The sequence below is a fragment of the Stenotrophomonas sp. 8(2023) genome (assembly GCF_030345295.1).
In the GTDB taxonomy this organism is placed as follows: domain Bacteria; phylum Pseudomonadota; class Gammaproteobacteria; order Xanthomonadales; family Xanthomonadaceae; genus Stenotrophomonas; species Stenotrophomonas muris.
The window spans coordinates 2,072,888-2,095,311 of record NZ_CP128404.1; the positions used below are offsets into that span (position 1 = coordinate 2,072,888).

General features: G+C 66.9%; 14 protein-coding genes. 10 read left to right on the plus strand and 4 right to left on the minus strand.

Features of this window, described 5'->3' with window-relative positions; translation table 11 throughout:
* Positions 1 to 99: 99 nt before the first annotated feature.
* A complete protein-coding gene (locus QP609_RS09825; protein ID WP_049440092.1) occupies positions 100 to 1,140 on the minus strand; it encodes a DUF1176 domain-containing protein in 1,041 nt (346 codons plus the stop codon).
* A 145-nt stretch (positions 1,141 to 1,285) separates the two neighbouring features.
* Here QP609_RS09825 and recJ point away from each other — a divergent pair, with 145 nt between their 5' ends.
* The gene (gene recJ / locus QP609_RS09830; protein ID WP_049440115.1) at positions 1,286 to 3,043 is read left to right on the plus strand and encodes a single-stranded-DNA-specific exonuclease RecJ; all 1,758 of its coding nucleotides are present in this window, start codon (positions 1,286 to 1,288) and stop codon (positions 3,041 to 3,043) included.
* 142 nt (positions 3,044 to 3,185) lie between these two features.
* Positions 3,186 to 6,098, plus strand: a complete 2,913-nt coding sequence (locus tag QP609_RS09835; protein ID WP_197621127.1) for a VIT domain-containing protein — start codon at positions 3,186 to 3,188, stop codon at positions 6,096 to 6,098.
* 102 nt (positions 6,099 to 6,200) lie between these two features.
* Here the strand turns inward: QP609_RS09835 and QP609_RS09840 are convergent, their stop codons facing one another.
* Positions 6,201 to 7,400 (minus strand): acyltransferase family protein, encoded by a 1,200-nt coding sequence (locus QP609_RS09840; protein ID WP_197621126.1) that lies wholly within the window; start codon positions 7,398 to 7,400, stop codon positions 6,201 to 6,203.
* 175 nt (positions 7,401 to 7,575) lie between these two features.
* On the opposite strand from QP609_RS09840, the gene QP609_RS09845 reads away from it, so the two are divergent.
* The 8 genes from QP609_RS09845 to QP609_RS09880 all read left to right on the plus strand — a co-directional run bounded on the left by QP609_RS09845 (position 7,576) and on the right by QP609_RS09880 (position 19,527).
* On the plus strand, positions 7,576 to 8,436 hold the full coding sequence (locus tag QP609_RS09845) for a LytTR family DNA-binding domain-containing protein (RefSeq protein WP_032959458.1): 861 nt from the start codon (positions 7,576 to 7,578) through the stop codon (positions 8,434 to 8,436).
* A 70-nt stretch (positions 8,437 to 8,506) separates the two neighbouring features.
* Positions 8,507 to 9,632 (plus strand): peptide chain release factor 2 gene (gene prfB / locus QP609_RS09850; RefSeq protein ID WP_099479803.1). Its coding sequence is split into 2 segments (ribosomal slippage): positions 8,507 to 8,581 and positions 8,583 to 9,632, totalling 1,125 coding nucleotides; the frame shifts between segments, so codons are not numbered across the junction.
* A gap of 154 nt (positions 9,633 to 9,786) precedes the next feature.
* The gene (locus tag QP609_RS09855; RefSeq protein WP_021204557.1) at positions 9,787 to 10,569 is read left to right on the plus strand and encodes a helix-turn-helix transcriptional regulator; all 783 of its coding nucleotides are present in this window, start codon (positions 9,787 to 9,789) and stop codon (positions 10,567 to 10,569) included.
* Positions 10,570 to 11,214: 645 nt separating this feature from the next.
* Positions 11,215 to 12,600, plus strand: a complete 1,386-nt coding sequence (locus tag QP609_RS09860) for an NAD-dependent succinate-semialdehyde dehydrogenase (RefSeq protein WP_197621532.1) — start codon at positions 11,215 to 11,217, stop codon at positions 12,598 to 12,600.
* Between the two features lie 62 nt (positions 12,601 to 12,662).
* Positions 12,663 to 14,303 (plus strand): acetolactate synthase large subunit, encoded by a 1,641-nt coding sequence (locus QP609_RS09865; RefSeq protein ID WP_014647004.1) that lies wholly within the window; start codon positions 12,663 to 12,665, stop codon positions 14,301 to 14,303.
* Positions 14,304 to 14,490: 187 nt separating this feature from the next.
* Positions 14,491 to 16,002 (plus strand): lysine--tRNA ligase, encoded by a 1,512-nt coding sequence (gene lysS / locus QP609_RS09870; RefSeq protein ID WP_049440102.1) that lies wholly within the window; start codon positions 14,491 to 14,493, stop codon positions 16,000 to 16,002.
* Between the two features lie 205 nt (positions 16,003 to 16,207).
* Positions 16,208 to 17,353, plus strand: a complete 1,146-nt coding sequence (locus tag QP609_RS09875) for a two-component system response regulator (protein WP_032959453.1) — start codon at positions 16,208 to 16,210, stop codon at positions 17,351 to 17,353.
* Positions 17,350 to 19,527: a response regulator gene (locus QP609_RS09880; RefSeq protein ID WP_049407400.1), complete on the plus strand. Its 2,178-nt coding sequence runs from the start codon at positions 17,350 to 17,352 to the stop codon at positions 19,525 to 19,527. Before QP609_RS09875 ends, QP609_RS09880 begins: the two co-directional genes overlap by 4 nt.
* Before the next feature lie 70 nt (positions 19,528 to 19,597).
* Here the strand turns inward: QP609_RS09880 and QP609_RS09885 are convergent, their stop codons facing one another.
* Both QP609_RS09885 and QP609_RS09890 read right to left on the minus strand, forming a co-directional pair.
* On the minus strand, positions 19,598 to 20,470 hold the full coding sequence (locus QP609_RS09885) for a crotonase/enoyl-CoA hydratase family protein (RefSeq protein ID WP_014647007.1): 873 nt from the start codon (positions 20,468 to 20,470) through the stop codon (positions 19,598 to 19,600).
* Between the two features lie 161 nt (positions 20,471 to 20,631).
* Positions 20,632 to 22,308: a long-chain fatty acid--CoA ligase gene (locus tag QP609_RS09890; RefSeq protein WP_014647008.1), complete on the minus strand. Its 1,677-nt coding sequence runs from the start codon at positions 22,306 to 22,308 to the stop codon at positions 20,632 to 20,634.
* Between the last annotated feature and the right edge of the window lie 116 nt (positions 22,309 to 22,424).

A 22,424-nucleotide genomic window follows, 5' to 3' on the forward strand; every position in this document is an offset into this window, starting at 1 on the left:
ATCGGGGTCGGATCCGTTTTCCATCGGAAAACGGCTCTGACCCCCAGGGTTTGTCGGGGTTGCCGACCAGCGGCCGGCACTACCGCAGGTAGCGGCGCCTCAACGGACCTCGCTGACCACCGTCGGCAGTGTCCAGTGCCCGCCGAGCATATTGCGACACTGGCCCGTCGTGAAATCGCTGCTCTTCACGAAGCGCTCCCCGTCCCACACCCAGTCATTGGCGGAGATGCAATCGCCGACACCGCGGCCTCGGGAGCGGCCTCGCAGCGTAGCGTCATCGCGGTCAAAATCTTCGGCCAGGTTGGTGACAAAGGTCGCTTGGTAAGGCGATCTGTCTCGCACCACCCAGTAGGCGTTGCTCATGTTGTAGGCACCCACGAAGCAACTGGTGCTTGCCAGTACATGCTGGGCGTCCAGTCGCTGGATCTCGATCTCATCTGCCCCGCCATCGCTCAGGCGGCCGCACTCATCCGGCTTCGGCAGGCTGGCGATCAGCGCCTTGCGCAGGCCCGGTGCCTTGGCCAGCGCCGCGTCCGAGGCGCGCGGTGCCATCAGCGTGCCGCGCACGATCACTGGCACCGGCAACGCCGCAGGCACGCTCGCTTCGGGCTTGTCGCCACGCCGCACCAGCGCACCGGGCGTGCCCAGCCGGCCCTGGGCCTCGTCCATCTTCAGCAGTACGGCCGCTGCGCCGCTGTCGGAGATCGGCCACGCCTTGCCCTTGCCGTCGATGATCTCGATGCGTGCCTGGCGCGGCAGTGCGGCGACCAGTGCATCGGTCTGTGCCTGCTGCAACAACACGTTGTCCCCGTCGCCGGTGTCGTGCACCGGGCCCAGGTCCTTGCCGTTCAGGCGCAGGCGCAGCGCCCCGGTCGGCGTCGGGCTTTCGCCATCCTCGCCATTGCGCAGCCGCGCGAGCACCTTCGTACCCGGGCCGCCCGCGCGTTCCAGCATCAGGCTGAGCAGATTGCCGGGTTCTTCCGGGCTGTAGCCGGCGGCGCGGCAGGTGCGGGTGTTGTCACAGGCCAGCGACCAGTCGTTGTGCTGGAACTGCACGCCGGCCTTCGGTTCGGGCGTGGCGGCGTGGGCGGCCGGGGCCAGGGCGAGGCCCAGCAGCGCGGGAAGCAGCGTGCGATGCATGCGTTGAAGTCCATTTCCGGGCCGACAAGCATGGAAGATATGCTGGCAGATTCCAAATGCTCGCGATCGGGGTGGAGCCTCCTGCGGGCAGAGAGATCCGACCCCGCGCTATCATGGGGATGTCTTCCGCAACCCGGCGATGCCGATGTCCCTTGCCGCCGATGCTGTGCAGCCATTCCCTGATACGCCGACGATCCGCCGCCGCGATGCGGTCGCGCCCGGCAGCTGGCCGGAGGGCACGCTGCCGCTGCTGGCGCGTCTCTATGCCAACCGAGGCGCCGGTACACCGGAGTTGGCGCAGCCGAAACTGGGCCATCTGCACGCCCCCGAGCTGCTGACCGGCATCGATGATGCGGTGGGTCTGCTGATCGAGGCCATCGCCAATGACAAGCGCATCCTGGTGGTCGGCGATTTCGATTGCGATGGCGCCACCGCCTGTGCGGTCGGCGTGCGTGGACTGCGCATGCTCGGCGCGCAGCATGTCTTCCACGCGGTGCCGAACCGAATGGTGCACGGCTACGGCCTGTCACCCTCACTGGTGGAGGAGCTGGCCGAGCTGCAGCCGGACCTGCTGGTCACGGTCGACCACGGCATCGCCTGCCATGCGGGCGTGATCGCGGCCAAGGCGCGGGGCTGGCAGGTGCTGGTCACCGACCATCACCTACCCGGGCCGCAGCTGCCGCCGGCCGATGTCATCGTCGATCCCAATCTCGACGGTGATGCCTTCCCCAGCAAGTCGCTGGCCGGCGTCGGCGTGATCTTCTACGTGCTGATGGCGCTGCGCCGGCACATGCGCGAGGCCGGCGTCTTCGCCGATGGCAAGGGGCCGGACCTGACCACGCTGCTGGACCTGGTGGCGGTCGGCACCGTCGCCGACCTGGTGGCGCTGGATCCGAACAACCGGGCACTGGTCAGCGCGGGCCTGCGGCGTCTGCGCGCGGGGCAGGGCTGTGTCGGCCTGCGTGCGCTGATCGAAGCCAGCGGCCGTGATGCCGCGCGGCTCACAGCCACCGACATCGGCTTCGCGCTCGGCCCGCGCCTGAATGCCGCGGGCCGGCTGGAAGACATGGCGCTGGGCATCGCGCTGCTGCTGACCGAAGACCCGCGCCAGGCGCGCGAGATCGCGCAGACGCTGGAGCAGATCAATTCGGAACGGCGCGCCGTGCAGCAGTCGATGACCGACGATGCCGAGCAGGCGTTGACCCGGGTGGTGCTGGACATGGCCGGTCAGCGACCGGTGGCGGCCTGCCTGTTCGATGCCGACTGGCATCCGGGCGTGGTCGGCCTGGTCGCGTCGAAGATGAAGGACCGCCTGCATCGCCCGGTGATCGCCTTCGCGCCGGCCGAACCTGGCGCCGACACCCTGCGAGGCTCGGCGCGCTCCATTCCCGGCCTGCACATCCGTGACGCCCTGGCGCTGGTCGATGCGCGCCATCCGGGCCTGATCGAACGCTTCGGCGGCCACGCCATGGCGGCCGGGCTCAGCCTGCGGCGTGACCACGTCGATGACTTCAAGGCCGCCTTCGTCGCCGTGGTGCTGGAAATGCTCGACCCGGCGGCACTGCAGCAGCAGGTCCTCAGTGATGGCGAACTGGCGGCGGACGAGCTGGACCATCGCCACGCCGATGCGTTGCGCCTGGCCGGGCCGTGGGGCCAGGGTTTCCCCGAGCCACTGTTCGACGGCCACTTCGAAGTGGCCAACTGGCGCGTGCTGAAGGAGCGTCACCTGAAGCTGGAACTGCGCCTGCCCGGCGTACCCGGCACGATCAACGCCATCCATTTCGGCGGCTGGCACGGCAACGCGCCCGGTCGCCATGTGCATCTCGCCTATCGCCTCGCCTGCGACGACTATCGCGGCGGCAGCGCCATCCAGCTGATCGTGGAGCACTGCCTGCCCGCATAGAAAAAGGGGACGGAGGGGATTAAGTCGCTTGTGCCTCGTTTGCCAATTGCGACTTAATCCCCTCCGTCCCCTTTTTGGGGGCGCCAACCCCATTACGGTTGCTGGTGCGTTCAAAGGTTCACGATCCCACTGGAGTCCGCTCATGGTCTTCGTCCGTTGCTGCACTGTGTTGTTGCTGGCCCTCGCGGCCTGGCCCGCTGGCGCGCAGTCGCCGCCGATCTCCCGGCCGCAGGCCAGCATGCCTTTGCTGATTGCCCCGGCCGCCGAGCAGGCGGTGCAGCTGCGACACGCCCGCATCGAAGGCGAAGTCCAGGCCGGCATCGCCCAGACCCGGATCACACTGGAATTCCACAACCCGAACCGGCGCGTGCTGGAGGGCGAGCTGCAGTTCCCGCTGGCCGACGGTCAGCAGGTCAGCGGCTTCGCGCTGGATATCAACGGCGAGATGCGTGACGCGGTGCCGGTGCCCAAGGATCGCGGCCGCCAGGTGTTCGAGGAGATCGCCCGTCGCGGGGTCGACCCGGGCCTGCTGGAACAGACCGCCGGCAACCAGTTCCGGTTGCGCATCTACCCGCTGCCGGCCGGCGGTAGCCGGCGCGTGGAGCTGGTGATTCGCGAGCCGTTGGCCTTCGCCGGACAAGGCTGGCAGTGGACGCTGCCGCTGCAGTTCGCCGCCGGCGCGGCCTCGGTTGAACTGAAACTGCAGACACCCGGCGCGACCACTGCAGGTACGGCACCCTTCCGCATCAGCGCGGGCCAACTGCTGTGGCAGGGCAAGGGCGCGCAGTTGCCGCAGCAGCTGCAGTGGAACCTGCCGGCAGCACGTCAGGCGCAGGTCCAGGTGGCGCCCTGGCAGGACGGCCATTACCTGTTGGCGCAGCTGCCGGTGGTGGCCAGCAGCACGCCGCGCACGTTGCCCAGCGAGATCGGGCTGCTGTGGGACGGTTCCGGCTCGGCGGGCCAGCGCGATCGCACACGTGAGTTCGCCCTGCTGGATCGCTATTTCGCTGCGCTGGGTGACGGCAGCGTGGCGTTGACCGTACTGCGGGATCGCGCCGAGCCGGTGCGTCGATTCCGTATCCGCGCCGGCAACTGGAGCGAGCTGCGCGCAGCCCTGCAGGCCGTGCGCCCGGACGGTGCCAGCGCGCTGGCGCAGTGGCAGCCGCAATCGAGCGTGAAGGAATACCTGCTGTTCAGCGATGGCCTGCTGACCTATGGGCCGGAACAGCTGCCGGCGATGGCGCCGGACCAACGCCTGTTTGCGGTCAGCAGCGCCGGCGCGCGCACCGATGCCGTGCGACTGCGTGGATGGAGCGAAGCGCATGGCGGTCGCTTCGTAGCGCTGGGGAAGGATGTCGAATTGGCCGCCCGTGAGCTGCTGTCGTCGCCGCTGGATGTGCAGGTCGATGCAGGGCGCGGCGTGCAGGACGTGGTGATCGATCGTCGCAGTGAAGCCCAGGGCTGGTTGTGGCTGCATGCACGACTGGCGGCCGACGGCGTGCCGATGCGGGTGCGCGTGGGTGGCGGCGAATGGCAGGCGCTGCCCGCCACGCAGAAGAGCAAAGACGGTGAACTGCTGGCAGGCTTGTGGGCGCAGGGGCGCCTGAAGCAGCTGGCCGCCGACCGCCGTGGCAACCGTGAGGCGATGCAGCGCCTGTCACAACAGTTCGGCCTGGTCGGGCCGGATACCTCGCTGATCGTGCTGGAGACGCTGGAGGACTACCTGCGCTATGCGATCCGCCCTTCGGGCACGTTGCGCGCCGAGTACGACGCCAGGTTTGCAGTGCAGGTAAGTGATCGCGCCGCAGCCGATCGCCAGCGCCTGGATGAAGTGGCCGCTCGCTGGAAGGAGCGCCAGCAGTGGTGGAACCGCAGCTGGCCGAAGGGTGTGCCGCCGCAGCCGAAGGGCGGGGCACTCGAAGTGGCCTCCGCGGACTACGCGATGGAATCAGCGCCGGTGGCGATGCTCGCCGCGCCGGCCCCGGCGGCACCACCCGCCCCGGCACCGATGGCCGCCGCCGCCGAGCAGCGCATGGAAGCCAGCAGCGCGCGTGCGCGTCGCTCAGCGCCTGCATCGAACAAGGCCCTGGATTCAATCACGGTCACTGGTGGCCGTGTCGCTGCGCCCGCTGCTGCCAACGACGGCCAACTCGGCATCCAGCTGGCGGCCTGGCAGCCGGACTCGGCCATCGCCCTGCGCCTGCGCGAGGGCCCGCCGTCGCAACTCTACGACCGCTATCTGGCCGAGCGCGATGCCCACGCCGACAGCAGCGCGTTCTTCCTCGATGTGGCCGACCTGCTGCTGGAGCAGGGCCAGCGCGAACTGGCACTGCGGGTACTGTCGAACCTGGCCGAGATGGATCTGGACAACCGGCATCTGCTGCGCGTGCTCGGCTACCGGCTGATGCAGGCTGATGCCCCGGCACTGGCGGTGCCGGTGTTCGAGCAGGTGCTGGCGATGGGCCAGGAAGAACCGCAGAGCTTCCGCGACCTGGGCCTGGCGCTGGCAGCGGCCGGCAAGCCGCAGCAGGCGCTGGCGCCGCTGTACCAGGTGGTGGTGCGGCCGTGGGACAGCCGCTTCGATGGCATCGCCCTGATCGCATTGGATGAGCTGACCAACCTGGTGGCGCGCAGCACGCCACGGCTGGATACCTCGGCCATCGACCCGCGCCTGCTGCAGGCAATGCCGCTGGACCTGCGCGTGGTGCTGTCCTGGGATGCCGACAACAGCGACATGGACCTGTGGGTGACCGACCCGAACGGCGAGCGTGCCTACTACGGCAACCGCCAGACCTACCAGGGCGGGCGGATGTCGCAGGACTTCACCGGCGGCTATGGCCCCGAGCAGTTCTCGCTGCGCAACGCCAAGCCGGGCAAGTACAAGGTCGAGGCGAACTATTTCGGCAGTCGCCAGCAGCTGGTGACCGGTGCGACGACGCTGATGCTGCGCCTGACCACCCATTGGGGCACGGCCAAGCAGAAGGACCAGATGGTGACGATGCGGCTGAAGGATCGCGCCGAAACCGTGCTGGTGGGCGAGTTCGAGGTGCGTTGATCGCTCGGGCACCCGTGTAGAGTCGAGCTGGCTCGACTGCCTCAATGTAGAGCCGAGCCTGCGCTCGGCTCATGGCAGAAGCAGCCGAGCGTGGGCTCGGCTCTACACTACTGCGGTGCGCGCCATTGGCGCCGCCGGCGGATTCGCACGCAGGCCGAACAGGGGCCGCAGCCAACGCACGCGACGGATCATCAACTCATGGATCAGCAGGCAGCCGCCGACAGTACCGGCCAGCAGCAGGGCCGGTTCCATCCACGGGCCCAACTGAAGTGGCTTGAGCCAGAACAGCAGCACGATGATCAGGCTCTGGTGCAGCATGTACCAGGGATAGATCGCCTCGGTGCAGTACGGCAGCCAGCGGAACGGGCGATCGAGGAAGACCTTTCCCCAGCCGAGGATGGCCAGCAGCGCGGTCCATACGTAAAGCGACTGGCTGGCCCGGCCCTGCAGGTCCCAGAACGGTTCGGGCCATTGCCGCAGCTGGGAATCGGCGGGCAATACCTGGCCGAGGATGCGCAACCCCAGATACCAGCCGACGGCAGCCAGCGCCAGCCATAGCGTGGTGCGGCGCAGGGCGACCACGCGCTCCCAGAACACCGGTTCACGACCCAGCAGGTAGCCGGCCAGGAACACCGTCGCGTACTTCGCGTGCTGGTACCAGTCGCCGAGCAGGGCATTGGTGGACGGGTAGATCGGCTCCAGCCAGATCACCCAGGCCAGCAGCAGGGCGGACGGAAGGCCGATCAGCAGCATCGGCGATGCTGCGCAGAGCGCCATCGCGCGGCGAACCACCGCCGTTCCCAGCAATGGCATCAACAGGGCCAAGGCCAGCGTGTAGTTCCACAGATAGGCCAGGTACCACAGGTGGTTCCAGGTGATGCCGTACTGCCAGCCGGCGAAGCTGCCTTCCGGCCACGGCCGCACCTGCCAGTAGCGCAGCAGGAACTGGCCGAAGCCGGGTGCCACGTGGCCGTTGGCCACGCCTTCGCAATAGGGCTGGATCGGCACGATCACGAACATGCCGAACAGCAGCGGCAGCAGCAGCCGCCAGGTGCGCAGGCCGGCGAAGCGCAGCAACCTGCCTTCCGGCCGCATCAGCGCGATGGCGATACCCGAGATCAGGAACAGCAGCGACATCCGCCAGCGGTTGACGAACAGCATCGGCCACTGCAGCCATTCGGCGGTATGCACGCTCTTGAGGTGAAAGCCCCAGTCGTCCACGTAGGCCATGGCGGTGTGGTAGAGGATCAGCAGGGCGAAGGCGAACACGCGCAGGGCGTCGATGTCGTAGCGTCGGGTCATGGTGGTGGTGTGCCGGAGAGTCGAGCCAAGGTGACGCCGCCCGGTCCGTGCGGCGACTGGCAAGGGGCCGCTGGAACCGACGCAGTGACCAATGGCGGGGGTGGTGGGATCAATGGAGCCGCTACCCTTTGTCCCTTGAGGCAGGCTGGAGCACCGCAACGACATGGATGCAGCAATGACTCAGGGCCGACCATCGCGCTGGCGTACTTCAACCCGCCTGCTGGTATGGGCGGCGATCCTGTCGGCCTCGGCAGTGACCAATGCGCTGGTGGAAGTGATGGACGCCAGTCGCCGCGGCGCCGATCTCGGGCTGTGGGAGCCGATGATCTGGGAGTTCAGCAGCCTCGGCCTGGTCCTGTTGACCCTGCCGCTGCTGTGGTGGGGCTGCGAGCGCTGGCCGCTGCATGCCGATACCTGGAAGCGGCGATTGCCGCTGTATCTGCTGGCCAGCGTCGGCTGGTCGCTGCTGCACGTGGTGGGGATGGTGCTGCTGCGGCACCTGGCCTACGGGTCGCTGGGCCATCGCTACCAGGATGATGCCGGCTGGCTGGAGCGTTTTGCCTACGAATACCTGAAGGATGTACGCACGTTTGCGATGTTCGTGGCACTGGAGCACTTTGCCAGCTGGTTCGGCCGGCGCAGGCAGGGCGAGGCGAGCCTGCTGGCCGAGCCGGACGTCGGCCCGCCGGTGGAGCCGGTCGAGCGCCCCCAGCACTTCCTGGTGCGCAAGCTGGGCAAGGAGTTCCTGGTCGCCACGGCGGACGTGGAGTATGCCCAGGCCGCGGGGAACTATGTGAACCTGCGGGTACGCGGCCACGACTATCCGCTGCGGATCACCATGGCGGTGCTGGAGCAGCGGCTCGACCCGGGCGAGTTCCTGCGCCCGCACCGCAGCTGGCTGATCCATCGGGGCCAGCTGCGCTCGATCGAGCCGCTGGACGGTGGCGAGGCCCTGCTGCACATGGCCGACGGGGCGAAAGTGCCGTGCAGCCGGCGCCAGCTGCCGCTGCTGCGGCAGGCGCTGGGGGCAGGGTGAGGCCCTCATTCCGGGCACCCGCAGCCTGCGGTATCATTACCAGTCATCTTTTGAATGCACGACCGCCGACATGATCGAACTGAATCCTGTCCGCCAGCGCATCACCGATCTGACCGATCGCGTGCTGTCGCTTCGGGGGTATCTTTGACTACGACGCCAAGAAAGAGCGTCTTGAAGAAGTAACGCGGGAGCTGGAAAGCCCCGACGTCTGGAACAACGCCGAATACGCCCAGAACCTGGGCCGCGAGCGTTCCAGCCTGGAAAAGACCGTGGGCGGCATCGCCTCGGTGCTCGATGGCCTGAACGACGCCACCGAGCTGCTGGAGCTGGCCGAGTCCGAGCAGGACGAGGAAACCGCTCTGGCCGTGGTCGCCGACCTGGACAAGCACCAGGCGCACGTGGAGAAGCTGGAGTTCCAGCGCATGTTCTCCGGCGAGATGGACAATGCGGCCGCGTTCGTGGACATCCAGGCCGGTGCCGGTGGTACCGAAGCCCAGGACTGGGCCGAGATCCTGCTGCGCATGTACCTGCGCTGGTGTGAATCGCGTGGCTGGAAGACCGAGCTGATGGAAGTCTCCGGCGGCGACGTTGCCGGCATCAAGTCGGCCACGCTGCGCGTGGAAGGCGACTATGCCTATGGCTGGCTGAAGACCGAGACCGGTGTGCACCGCCTGGTGCGCAAGTCGCCGTTTGACTCGGACAATCGCCGCCACACCAGCTTCACCTCGGTGTTCGTGTCGCCGGAAATCGACGACAACATCGACATCACCATCAACCCGGCCGACCTGCGTACCGACGTGTACCGTTCGTCCGGTGCCGGTGGCCAGCACGTGAACAAGACCGAGTCGGCGGTGCGCATCACCCACATCCCGACCAACATCGTCGTGGCCTGCCAGACCGGCCGCAGCCAGCACCAGAACCGCGACAACGCGATGAAGATGCTGGCCGCCAAGCTGTATGAACTGGAGATCCAGAAGCGCAACGCCGAGAAGGACGCCGTGGAAGCCACCAAGTCCGACATCGGCTGGGGCAGCCAGATCCGCAACTACGTGCTCGACCAGAGCCGCATCAAGGACCTGCGCACCGGCATCGAACGGTCGGACACGCAGAAGGTGCTGGACGGCGACCTGGACGAGTTCGTCGAGGCCAGCCTGAAGGCCGGCCTGGCCGTGGGCTCCAAGCGCGTCGATGCCTGATCGGCGCGCCTGCGCGGATATCGTCACCCTCGTGCGCAACGCCGAGGGTGGCTGATCACGCTTCCGGTGGGGCCGAGCCCATGCTCGGCTGCTGTTGGCGCAGTAGCAGATGCGTCGAGCATGGCTCGACGCTACAACGGGTACGGCGGTAGCGATGATGCGCAGCGAAAGTGAACGCAAGGAACTCGGCGGCTTTCTCAAGGCCTGCCGCGCCCGTGTCGATCCTGCCACGCTCGGCCTGCCGGCCGGGCGCCGGCGTACCCCGGGCCTGAAGCGCGAGGAAGTCGCGCTGGCGATCGGGGTGAGCGTCAGCTGGTACACCTGGATCGAGCAGGGCCGTGAAGTGCGCGCCTCGCCCGAGGTGCTGGAGCGCCTGGCGCAGGTGCTGCGCATGAGCGACGACGAACGCGCCTACGCGTTCGCGCTGTCCGGCTACGGCGTGCCGCTGGAATCACCGGACGAGAGCGTGACCGACGGCTTGCGCCAGCTGGTGGAGGCGATGCAGCCGATCCCGGCCTATGTGCGCAACACCCGCTTCGATATCCTGGCCTGGAACCCGGCCATCGCCGATCTGTTCGTGGACTACAGCCAACTGGCGCCGCATGAGCGCAACACGCTGCGGCTGATGTTCCTGTACCCGCCGTACCGCACGCTGATCCTCAACTGGGAAGAAATGACCCGCGGCCTGCTGGCAGGCTTCCGTGCGGCGATGGCGCAGGCGCCGGACAAGGCGCCGTTCCTGGCGCTGGTGGAGGACATCGCGGCGCACAGCGAGGAGTTCCGCCAGTGGTGGCCGGAGCACGACGTGCGTCGGTTCGATGAAGGGGCGAAGAAGCTGAACCATCCCACGCGCGGGTTGCTGGACCTGCAGTACGTGGCGCTGGTGCCGGAGAGCCGGCACGATCTTTCCCTGGTCACTTACCTGCCGCGTAGGTAGGTTGGTCGGCAGGGCTTGCAGCCCTGCACCTGCTCAATGCAACGGCCAAAGCCAGAGCCAGAGCTAGAGCTGGATTCCGTGGGTTGGCGGGGCGGTGTCGGAGTGCGGGGACGCCGTAAACCCGTCCCTGGGGGCTTGGCAGCCGCATCCATGCGGCTGACACCCCGCACTCCGACACCGCCCCACCTTTGAAAGGTTCACGCGGCTGTTGGTAGGTGTCGACCTTGGTCGACACATCTGTCAGATATCGAAAGAAATTCCGGGGTCAGATCCGTTTTCCTATGGAAACGGATCTGACCCCAAGAGCATTTCCGACAGATCGCGGAAAACCGTCGAAGGCGGGGTGGGTCCGGTTGCGGGAGTGTCCGCGGCATGGATGCCGCGGCCAAGCCCCCAAGGACGGGTTTACGGCGTCTCCGGCAACCGGACCCACCTCGCCATCCCACGGATAGCCCGCTGTTGCTGCTGCTTCGGCTGTTGCAGTTGCCTCTGCGGGTGCAGGGCGCAGCCCTGCAAGAGCCCCCATTCAGACAGGTAAGTGCAGGTCACAGGATAAGCAGACGCCTTGTTGCCTCCGCCAATCGGGTCCACATTCCTGTGCAGGAGACGGGCCGCCGCCCGTCGTCGAGACACCAGGAGACCTGCATGTCCGCTGCCCCCACCACCGCCATTTCCCGCGATCCGGCCACCGGCCAGCAGATCGCCAGCCATCCCTTCGCCACGGATGCCGAGCTGGAAGCGATCCTCGATCGCGGTCAGGCCGGTTTCGCCGCCTGGAGCGCCCGCAGCCTGGAACAGCGAGCGCAGGTGTTGCGTGCGATGGCGGGCGTACTGCGCCGTGACCGTGAAAAGCTGGCTGCGCTGGCTACCGCCGAGATGGGCAAGGTGCAGGCCGAAGCACTGGCCGAGATCGAGAAGTGTGCCGTGCTGTGCGACTGGTACGCCGACCATGGTGCGCAGTTCCTGCGCGACGAGCCGACCCAGGTGCCCGACGACAAGGCTTACGTGTCCTACCTGCCGCTGGGCGTGGTGCTGGGCGTCATGCCGTGGAATTTCCCGTACTGGCAGGTGATGCGCGCGGCGGTACCGATCCTGATGGGCGGCAACGGCTTCCTGCTGAAGCCGGCCGAGAACATCGTCGGCACCGCGCACCTGCTCGATGCCGCCTGGCGTGATGCCGGGCTGCCGGAAGGCACCTTCATCGCCGCCAACATCAGCCGCGAGGGTACCAGCCGTGCGATCGCCGATGACCGCATCGCCGCCGTCACCCTGACCGGCAGCGTGGCCGCAGGCCGCAGCATCGCCGCCCAGGCCGGGCAGGCGCTGAAGAAGGTGGTGCTGGAACTGGGCGGCTCGGATCCGTTCATCGTGCTGGCTGACGCTGACCTGGATGCGGCCGTCGATGCGGCGGTGACCTCGCGCTTCCAGAACACCGGGCAGGTCTGCATTGCCGGCAAGCGCATCATCGTTGAAGACGCGGTGTACGACCGCTTCGTGGCGCAGTTCTGCCAGAAAGTGCAGGCGCTGACCATCGGTGATGGCCGTGAAGCGGGCAATCGCATTGGTCCGATGGCACGCCAGGACCTGCTGGAACAGTTGGACGCGCAGGTGCGCGCCTCGGTGGACGCAGGCGCGAAGCTGCTCGTCGGCGGCCATCAGCTCGATCGCCCGGGCGCGTTCTACGCGCCCACCGTACTGGCGGACGTAGAGCCGGGCATGCAGGCCTTTGACACGGAAACGTTCGGGCCGGTGGCCTCGATCAGCCGCGCCCGCGATGCCGACCACGCGGTGGAACTGGCCAACCAGAGCGAGTTCGGCCTCAGCGGCAACCTGTGGACCGGTGACCGCGCACGGGCCATGCAGCTGGCGCGCCGGCTGCAGACCGGCGGTGTGTTCGTCAACGGCTTCTCCGCTTCCGACCCTCGCGTGCCGATCGGCGGTGTGAAGAAGAGCGGCTTCGGCCGCGAGCTCTCGCACTTCGGCATCCGTGAATTCGTCAACGCGCAGACAGTGTGGTTCGACAAGCATTGACGCGCGGCTCTCATCCTTCCTGCAACGATCCACCATCAGTCCAGCACAAAGGACGGCATCCGATGTCCAAGGGTTCAGATCTGCTCGTCGCCGCACTTGAGAACGAAGGCGTCGAGCGCATTTTCGGCATTCCCGGCGAAGAAAACCTCGACGTGGTCGAGTCGCTCCGCCATTCCAGCATCGAACTGGTCATCACCCGCCACGAACAGGCGGCGGTGTTCATGGCGGCCACTTACGGCCGCCTGACCGGCAAGCCGGGCGTATGCCTGGCCACGCTCGGCCCGGGCGCGCTCAACTTCACCACCGGCGCCGCCTATGCGCTGCTGGGTGCGTGGCCGGTGATCATGATCACCGGCCAGAAGGGCATCGTCGCCAGCAAGCAGGCGCGCTTCCAGATCGTCGACATCGTCGGCACGATGAAGCCGCTGACCAAACAGGCGCGGCAGATCGTCTCGGCACGCACCATTCCGACCATCGTCCGCGAGGCGTTCCGTGTCGCCCAGGAAGAGCGCCCGGGCCCGGTGTTGCTGGAGCTGCCCGAAGACATTGCTGCCGATGAGGTCGAGGGCGTGGCGCTGATTCCGCCGCACGCGGTGGACCGTCCCATTGCCAGCCCGGAGGCGCTGGATCGGGCAGCAGAGCTCATCCGCAATGCAAAGCGGCCGCTGCTGATGATCGCTTCGGCGGCCTCGCGGCCGCAGTCCAGCGACGCGCTGTCCGCGTTCGTGCTGCGCGCCGGCATCCCGTTCTTCACCACGCAGATGGGCAAGGGCGCGGTGGCCGGTGGTTCAGGCCTGTACATGGGCACCGCGGCGCTGACCGAGCGCGATTACGTGCACATGGCGATCGACCAGGCCGACGTGATCGTGACCATCGGCCACGAGGTCACCGAGAAGCCGCCATTCGTGATGCGCCCGGGTGGGCCGACGGTGATCCATATCGGGTACTCGCAGGCGGCGGTGGAACAGGTGTATTTCCCGCAGGTGGAGGTGATCGGCGATATCGGTCGTTCGCTGACCCAGCTGGCCGACCGCATCGAGGGCGCGGTGCCGAATGCCGCTGCGCTGCTGCCGCTGCGCGCGACCATCCTCGAACACCTGGCCGACCGGGCCGAAGAGGCCGGGTTCACCCCGCAGCGGCTGGTGCACGACGTGCGCCAGGTGATGCCGCCGGATGGCATCGTGGCGCTGGACAACGGCATGTACAAGATCTGGTTCGCGCGCAACTACCGCACCCAGGTGGCCAACACGCTGCTGCTGGACAACGCGCTGGCGACGATGGGCGCGGGCCTGCCGTCGGCGATCATGGCCTCGATCCTGTATCCGCAGCGGCGGGTGCTGGCGGTGTGCGGCGACGGCGGTTTCATGATGAACAGCCAGGAGCTGGAGACGGCCCGCCGGCTGGGCCTGAACCTGGTGGTGCTGATCCTCAACGACGGTGCCTACGGCATGATCCGCTGGAAGCAGGCCGTGGACGGATTCACCGACTACGGCATGACCTTCAGCAACCCCGATTTCGTGAAGTACGCCGAGGCCTATGGCTGCAAGGGCCACGAGGTGACGGCCATCGAGCAGTTCATCCCGACCCTGGAAGCGGCCTTCAACGAGGGCGGGGTGCACCTGGTGTCGGTGCCGGTGGACTATTCGGAGAACCAGCGGGTGCTGGTGGATGAGTTGCGCCAGGCGTTCCCCGGCAACAGGTAGCGGCGGAGCAGGGCCGGCCGATCCGCCCGGTAGGTGTCGACCTTGGTCGACACGCACGGCGCCAACCAAGGTTGGCGGCTACCGGGGCGGGCCCGGCCCAGGGCTGGGGCTGGGCGGTTTTGGTATGCTGGGCAACCGGCTGTGCCGGGCGCTGCATCCCCCCTCACTACACGATTCCCGCAGATCCATGAGCGAAGCTACCGATACCCCCCCCGTCGACGAAAACAAGTTGATCGCCGAGCGCCGTGAGAAACTCAAAGCGCTGCGTGGGCAGGGCATCGCGTACCCGAACGACTTCCGTCGCGAGGACTTCGCCGGCCGCCTGCAGGAAGAATTCGCAGATGCCGAAACCTGGACCGCCGAGGCCCTGGAAGGCAACGGCCGCCAGGTGAAGATGGCGGGCCGCCTGATGGCCAAGCGCATCATGGGCAAGGCCAGCTTCGCGCAGATCCAGGACGAGTCCGGCCGCATCCAGCTGTTCCTGCAGGGCGCGGTGCTGGGCGATGCCTATACCGCCTTCAAGGGCTGGGACGTGGGCGACATCATCGCCGTCGAAGGCGGCCTGACCCGTACCAAGACCGGCGAGCTGTCGGTCAAGGCCGAATCGATCCGCCTGCTGACCAAGTCGCTGCGCCCGCTGCCGGACAAGTGGCATGGCCTGGCCGACGTCGAGCAGCGTTACCGCCAGCGTTACGTCGACCTGATCGTGACCCCGGAGTCGCGCGCGGTGTTCATCAAGCGCTCGAAGATCATCCGCGCCATGCGCGCGTGGCTGGACAACCGCGACTTCCTGGAAGTCGAGACGCCGATGATGCATTACATCCCCGGCGGCGCGGCGGCCAAGCCGTTCACCACCCACCACAATGCGCTGGACCTGGACCTGTACCTGCGCGTGGCGCCGGAGCTGTACCTCAAGCGCCTGACCGTGGGTGGCCTTGAGCGCGTGTACGAGATCAACCGCAACTTCCGCAATGAAGGCGTCAGCACCCGCCACAACCCGGAATTCACCATGATGGAGCTGTACGAGGCCTATGCCACGTACAACGAGATCATGGACCTGACCGAAGGCGTGATCCGTGACGTGGCCAAGGCCGTCAACGGTGGCACCGAGGTCGAATGGGACGGCGCGAAGATCGACCTGGGCCCGGCATTCCGCCGCTGGCGCATGGACGAGGCAGTCCGCCACCACAACCCGGAAATCTCCGTCGCCGATTGCACCGACCGCGATGCGCTGCTGCGTCATTGCGAGCGCCTGAAGATCCGCGTCAAGCCGTCCTACGGCTGGGGCAAGCTGCTGCTGGAGATCTTCGAGGCCACCGTCGAGCACACCCTGATCCAGCCGACCTTCATCACCGACCATCCGGTGGAGGTCTCGCCGCTGGCCCGTGCCAACGACAATGACCCGGGCTACACCGACCGCTTCGAGCTGTTCGTCAACGGCAAGGAGCTGGCCAACGGCTTCTCCGAGCTGAACGATCCGGAAGACCAGGCCCAGCGCTTCCAGGCCCAGGTGGCGGCGAAGGAAGGTGGCGATGACGAGGCCATGCACTACGACGCCGACTACATCCGTGCGCTGGAGTACGGCATGGCACCGACCGGCGGCCTCGGCATCGGCGTGGATCGCCTGGTGATGCTGCTGACCGGCAGCAGCTCGATCCGCGATGTACTGCTGTTCCCGTACATGCGTCCGGAGCAGTAAGTCGTCTTTTTGACTCCCGATTGTGCGCGCCGTCCCGAAACGAGACGGCGCGATTGACGCGTCCCGCACTCGGCGTATCGTAATTGCACTACCTTGACGCCTGTTATGGCTTGATCGGCGCCAGGGGGAGGGCACGGTGTGGGGAGTCCGCTTCACATTGTGATGACGATCATGAATCGGGACGCATGACACGGGAGTCAGGACGATGCAGGGTGCGAGCGTTCGCAGCGGCAGAGTATCCTCGCCTGCTGATGATCCAGCGTGGTCGAGAAACCAGGCAGAGTACGCGTTGAACATCGTCATCGTTGACGACCAGACTTCGGCCCGGACGATGCTGCGTCACGTCATCGAAGACATCGCGCCGGAACTGAGCGTGTATGACTTCGGAGACCCGCTGACCGCATTGGCCTGGTGCGAAGCCCATCCGGTCGACCTGCTGCTGCTCGATTACCGCATGCCGGAGATGGATGGGCTGGAATTCGCCCGTCGTTTCCGTCGCCTGCCCAAGCACCGTGACATTCCGGTGATCCTGATCACCGTGGTCGGTGACGAGCCGATCCGGCAAGCGGCACTGGAAGCAGGCGTCATCGACTTCCTGGTCAAGCCGATCCGCCCGCGCGAGCTGCGTGCGCGCTGCTACAACCTGCTGCAGCTGCGCCAGCAGACCGAGAACGTGAAGCAGCGGGCGCTGTCGCTGGAGCAGCGCCTGCTGGCCAGCATGCATGAGGTCGAAGAGCGCGAGCGCGAGACGCTGTCGCGGCTGGCACGCGCGATCGAGTTCCGTGATGCCGGCACCAGCGCCTACCTGGAGCGCATGGCGCGCGTGGCCGGACTGATCGCCGAACAGCTCGGGCTGCCCGAAGAGGAGGTGCGCCTGATCGAAATGGCTGCGCCGCTGCATGACATGGGCAAGATCGCCATTCCCGATGCGGTGCTGCTCAAGCAGGGCAAGCTCAACGAGGAAGAGCTGGCGATCATGCGCCGGCACCCGCGGATTGGCCATGAACTGCTGAGCGGCAGCCAGAATCGCTTCATCCAGGTTGGCGCGTTGATCGCACTGCGTCATCATGAGCGCTACGACGGCAGTGGCTATCCCGATGGGCTGGTCGGCGACGCGATTCCGCTGGAAGCGCGCATCGTGGCCGTCGCCGATGTCTTCGACGCCCTGATTTCGCCCCGTCCGTACAAGGAAGCATGGACCATGGAAGCCACCCTGGCTTATCTCTACGCCCAGCGTGGCCGCCTGTTCGATCCCCGATGCGTGGACGCGCTGCTGCGCGGCCGCGAACAGCTCGACCAGATCTGCGCCGAGCATTCGATGGCGTCCGCGCGCCCGGGGCTGGGCGCGTGAAACGCCTGTTGTCGCAGCTGCGGCTGCGCCTGTCCCAGCGCCAGGACAGCGAGCACGGCCAGCAGATCGTCCGCATCGTGCTGATCAGCCTGATCCTGGCCTACGTACTGTTGCCGGCACCGCGCCACGATCTGCCGCATACCCAGTACGTCGGTGTGCTGGCGATCGTGCTGACCGGCCTGAGCCTGTCACTGTTGCTGTTCGGCTGGCTGCTGTGGCGGCCGGCGCGTTCCGATCCCCGCCGCGTGCTGGGCATGCTGGCTGACTACGGCCTCATTGCTGCCGGCATGGTGCAGATGGGTGAGCCGCTGGCCTGGGTCTACATCGTGGTGATGTGGGTGACGGTCGGCAATGGCATGCGCTTTGGCAACCACTATCTGTACGTGGCGGTGGCCATGGCGATGGTGAGCTTCGGTTGCACCGTGATGCTGACGCCTTACTGGCAACAGAATTTCCGCCTGGCCATCGGCCTCTGGCTGGGCCTGGCAGCGGTGCCGCTGTACTTCTCGACATTGCTGCGGCAGTTGACCGAAGCGATGGCCGAGGCGCGCCGCGCCAGCGAGGCCAAGAGCCGGTTCCTGGCCAACATGAGCCATGAGTTCCGCACGCCGTTGAACGGTCTCAACGGCATGACCGAAGTGCTGGCCACCACGCGCCTGGATGACGAGCAGCGCGAGTGCCTCAACACCATCCAGGCGTCGTCGCGCAGCCTGCTGGCACTGGTGGAGGAAGTGCTGGACATCTCGGCCATCGAGGCCGGCAAGCTGCGCGTGGTGGCCGAGGACTTCGCCGTGGCCGACGTGATCCAGGCGATCGGTCTGATCCTGTTGCCACAGGCCAAGGCCAAACGGCTGGATTACCGGGTGAAGGTGGCCGATGGTGTGCCGCCACGCGTGCGCGGCGATGTCGGGCACCTGCGGCAGATCCTGCTGAACCTGGCCGGCAACGCGGTCAAGTTCACCGACCATGGCCGGGTCGAGATACGTGTCGGCGTGGTGCAGGCCGATGCCAGCGGGGCGGTGCGGTTGCGCTTCGACATCCTCGACACCGGCATCGGCGTGCCACCTGCCATGCGTGCACGGCTGTTCGACGCGTTCGAGCAGGCCGATGTCAGCATGGCGCGCCGCCACGAGGGGACGGGGCTGGGCACGACCATCGCCAAAGGCCTGGTCGAGGCGATGGACGGTGACATCGGCTATCTGGAAAACCCGCCGCGCGGCAGCCACTTCTGGGTCGAGCTGCCGTTCGCGCCGCCGCAGCCGCAGGTGCCGGGCGCGGTGCCGAGCCTGAGCGGCGACGAAGACGCGGGCCCGGGCGGCAACGTGATCGCTTTTGCCGATCCGTTCCTGCGCCATCGCGCCCGCGTGCGCAGCATGCAGATCCTGGTGGCCGACGACCACGAGGCCAACCGCATGGTCCTGCAGCGCCTGCTGCAGAAGGCCGGCCATCGCGTGCTGTGCGTGGACGGCGGTGAGGCGGTGCTGGATGCGCTGGCCGACAGCGAGTTCGACGCGGTCATCGTCGATCTGCACATGCCGGGCATGAGCGGGCTGGACATGCTCAAGGAACTGCGGGTGATGCAGGCCGGCGGCGGTCCGCGCACGCCGGTACTGGTACTGAGTGCAGATGTAACGCCCGAGGCGATCCAGCGCTGTACCCAGGCCGGCGCACATGCCTTCCTGGCCAAGCCCGTCGTTGCGGTGCGCCTGCTCGATACGCTGGCCGAGATCGCCAGCAATGCCCAGCTGAAGACCATGGCCGCACCGGTGGTGCGACCGGCGGCGCCGCTGCAGGATGGCGTGCTCGACAGCAGCGTGCTGGACGAACTGGCTTCGCTGGGCATGGGCGAGGGCTTCGAACGTGAGTTCATCCGCCAGTGCCTGGAGGACGTGGCGAGCTGCATGGGCAAGGCCGAGCAGGCCGGCGAGGCCACGCAGTGGGATGTGTTCCGCGAACAATCCCACGCGATCAAGGGCGTGGCCAGCAATCTCGGCCTGATGCGCGCGTCCAACCGTGCCGGCGAGCTGATGCGGATGGCCGACTGGCAGCTCAAGACCGAATGGCGTCCGCGCCTGGGGATCCTGCAGGAGGCGATCAAGGAAGGCCGGCGCGCGCTGGACGCGCGGGCCGAACGCCGCATGCGCGGCGCCGCCGATGATGGTGAAGCGCGCTGAGGCGTGGCGTGAACCCAAAAAAAGCCCGGTGGCCAGCCGGGCTTGAACCCATCCTGGGGGAGGGAAGGAATCAGGCCGCGTCGAGACTGGCGCGACGGGTCTGGGCCTTGATCAGGCGATCCATGGTGCGCAGCGAGCGGTCGCCGAGTGCAAGGGCGGAATCGACCCATACCTTGGTGATCTCCAGCAGTTCGTCGTAGCTGACCGGCTGGGCGATGGCGCGTGCGGCGTTCATCGCCAGATAGGACTGCGGCGTGCGCTGCTGCTGGCGGATCAGTTCCTCGACCGCCGCCCGGCCTTCGCCCTTCTTCACCAGCACGTCGACCACGCCCATGGCATGCATCTCCTCGGCACTGTAGACCCGGCCGTCGAGGATGATCTTCTCGGCCAGATGGGGGGACACGCGCCGGCACAGGAAGGAGTACGCACCCATGCCCGGGAACAGGCCGAACAGCACCTCCGGCAGGCCCAGTCCGCTGCCTTCCTCGGCGACGATGGTGTGGCAGGCCAGGGCCATTTCCAGGCCGCCGCCGAGGGCGTCACCCTGGATCAGCGCGATCGAACGGACATCGCCGCCGAACCCGGTATGCAGGTGGTGCACGCCCTCCACGCAGCGCTGGGCGTAGTTCAGCAGGAGGTCGCGGTTGCCTTCGCGGATCAGGCGGGTGAACAGGTCCAGGTCGCCGCCCAGGTTGTAGGCGACGGCATCGGAGGCCAGCACGAAATGCCGCAATGTCCCGTTGTGGCGTTCGGCAGGGCTGCGGGTGATGGCCGCCATGTAGCTCCACATTTCGTCGAGCATGTCCTTGCGGCAGCAGGGGCGGATCCCGGTGGCGGCATCGGCGTGCATGAACAGCCAGTGGGCAGCGCCGTCGGCGCTGTCTTCGGTACGGATGGTGGCGAACGGTGAGCCGCTTGAAGGCAGCTTTTCGATGGTACTCATGGAAGGGTCCTCGGCATGCGGCCTGCAGTGTCAGGTGGGTGGCCGGCGGGCCGAACGGTCCACACACGCGGCGATGCTACACCGCCTCAGCGGCGTCGCATGCGAAAGGGCCCGGGACGTTTCCGCCCCGGGCCCTGCACTGTCCAGATTGCCGCAAACCCTTACTGGGCGGGCGTATCGCGGAGTTCGCGACGGAGGATCTTGCCGACGTTGGTCTTCGGCAGCTCCTTTCGGAATTCAACGATTTTGGGGTGCTTGTAGCCGGTCAGGTTGGCCCGGGCATGCTCCTTGACCATTTCGGCGGTCAGGTTCGGGTCCTTCTTCACGATGACCACCTTCACCACCTCGCCGGACTTGTCGTCCGGGACGCCGACCGCGGCCACTTCCAGCACGCCCGGCATCATCGCGATCACGTCCTCGACTTCGTTCGGGTACACGTTGAAGCCGGACACCAGGATCATGTCCTTCTTGCGGTCGACGATGTAGAAGAAGCCGTGTTCGTCCATCTTGGCCATGTCGCCGGTATGCAGCCAGCCGTCCGCGTCGATGGCCTTGGCCGTTTCCTCCGGGCGCTGCCAGTAGCCCTTCATCACCTGCGGGCCCTTGATGCAGAGCTCGCCGACCTCGCCCAGCGGCAGGATGGCACTGTTGTCATCCTTGATGCAGGCATCGGTGGAGGGGATCGGCAGGCCGATCGAGCCGTTGTACTCGGTCAGGGTAAGCGGGTTGATGCAGGCTGCCGGCGAGGTCTCGGTCAGGCCATAGGCCTCGACCAGGGTCACGCCGGTGACCTTCTTCCAGCGCTCGGCGACGGCGCGCTGCACCGCCATGCCGCCGCCCAGGGTGACCTTCAGCGAGGAGAAGTCGACCGTGTCGAAACCGGGGGTGTTGAGCAGGCCGTTGAACAGCGTGTTGACGCCGGTGATGGCGGTGAAACGCACCGACTTGAGCTCCTTGACGAAGCCCTTCATGTCGCGCGGGTTGGTGATCAGGTGATTGCAGCCACCGAACTTCATGAAGACCAGGCCGTTCGCGGTCAGCGCGAAGATGTGGTACAGCGGCAGGGCGGTGATGATCCACTCCTTGCCCATCTCGATGCCGGACGCACTGATCCAGGCCGAGGCCTGCTGCATGTTGGCGATCAGGTTGCGGTTGGTCAGCATCGCGCCCTTGGCCACGCCGGTGGTGCCGCCGGTGTACTGCAGGAACGCGATGTCGTCGTGGTCGATCTCGACCTTGGGCAGGCTGTGGCGGCTGCCGAGCTTGAGCGCCTGGCGGAAGCGCACCGCGCCCTTGAGATGGTAGTTGGGCACCATCTTCTTGATGTACTTCAGCACGAAGTTGACGATCACGCCCTTGGCGCCGAGCAGGTCGCCAAGGCCGGTGGTGACCACATGCTTGACCGGCGTATCGGCGATGACCTGCTCGACGGTGTCGCCGAAGTTGTCGACCACCACCAGCGCGGTCACGCCGGCATCGACCAGCTGGTGCTTGAGCTCGCGGGCGGTGTACAGCGGGTTGACGTTGACCACGGTCAGGCCGGCGCGCAGCACGCCGAAGGTGGCCACCGGGTACTGCAGGCAGTTGGGCATCATCAGGGCGACGCGGTCACCCTTCTTGAGCTTGAGCTCACCGAGCAGGTAGGCCGCGAACTGTTCGACCAGCGCGTCGGTCTCGCCGTAGGTGAGGACCTTGCCGAAGCTGGAGTAGGCGGGACGGTCGCGGAATTTCGCGACGGAAGCGTCGAAGACCGAAGCTACCGAATGGAACTCGTTGACGTCGATCTCGGCGGGAACGCCTTTCGGATAGCTCTGCAGCCAGGGACGATCCAGACTCATATTCCCCCTCCAGGAATCGTGATGTATTAGGTCCGGCCCTGAGCGTATCGACAACGGCCGGTCATTGCAGCATACCCCGCCGTAGGGAAAACGCGAAGAGGCCCCGAAGAGCCTCC

Excerpts from the sequence above, each read along its gene's own strand:
- QP609_RS09825 (WP_049440092.1), bottom strand. The coding sequence starts at position 1,140 with ATGCATCGCACGCTGCTTCCCGCGCTGCTGGGCCTCGCCCTGGCCCCG.
- recJ (WP_049440115.1), top strand. The coding sequence starts at position 1,286 with ATGTCCCTTGCCGCCGATGCTGTGCAGCCATTCCCTGATACGCCGACG.
- QP609_RS09835 (WP_197621127.1), top strand. The coding sequence starts at position 3,186 with ATGGTCTTCGTCCGTTGCTGCACTGTGTTGTTGCTGGCCCTCGCGGCC.
- QP609_RS09840 (WP_197621126.1), bottom strand. The coding sequence starts at position 7,400 with ATGACCCGACGCTACGACATCGACGCCCTGCGCGTGTTCGCCTTCGCC.
- QP609_RS09845 (WP_032959458.1), top strand. The coding sequence starts at position 7,576 with ATGACTCAGGGCCGACCATCGCGCTGGCGTACTTCAACCCGCCTGCTG.
- QP609_RS09855 (WP_021204557.1), top strand. The coding sequence starts at position 9,787 with ATGATGCGCAGCGAAAGTGAACGCAAGGAACTCGGCGGCTTTCTCAAG.
- QP609_RS09860 (WP_197621532.1), top strand. The coding sequence starts at position 11,215 with ATGTCCGCTGCCCCCACCACCGCCATTTCCCGCGATCCGGCCACCGGC.
- QP609_RS09865 (WP_014647004.1), top strand. The coding sequence starts at position 12,663 with ATGTCCAAGGGTTCAGATCTGCTCGTCGCCGCACTTGAGAACGAAGGC.
- lysS (WP_049440102.1), top strand. The coding sequence starts at position 14,491 with ATGAGCGAAGCTACCGATACCCCCCCCGTCGACGAAAACAAGTTGATC.
- QP609_RS09875 (WP_032959453.1), top strand. The coding sequence starts at position 16,208 with ATGCAGGGTGCGAGCGTTCGCAGCGGCAGAGTATCCTCGCCTGCTGAT.
- QP609_RS09885 (WP_014647007.1), bottom strand. The coding sequence starts at position 20,470 with ATGAGTACCATCGAAAAGCTGCCTTCAAGCGGCTCACCGTTCGCCACC.
- QP609_RS09890 (WP_014647008.1), bottom strand. The coding sequence starts at position 22,308 with ATGAGTCTGGATCGTCCCTGGCTGCAGAGCTATCCGAAAGGCGTTCCC.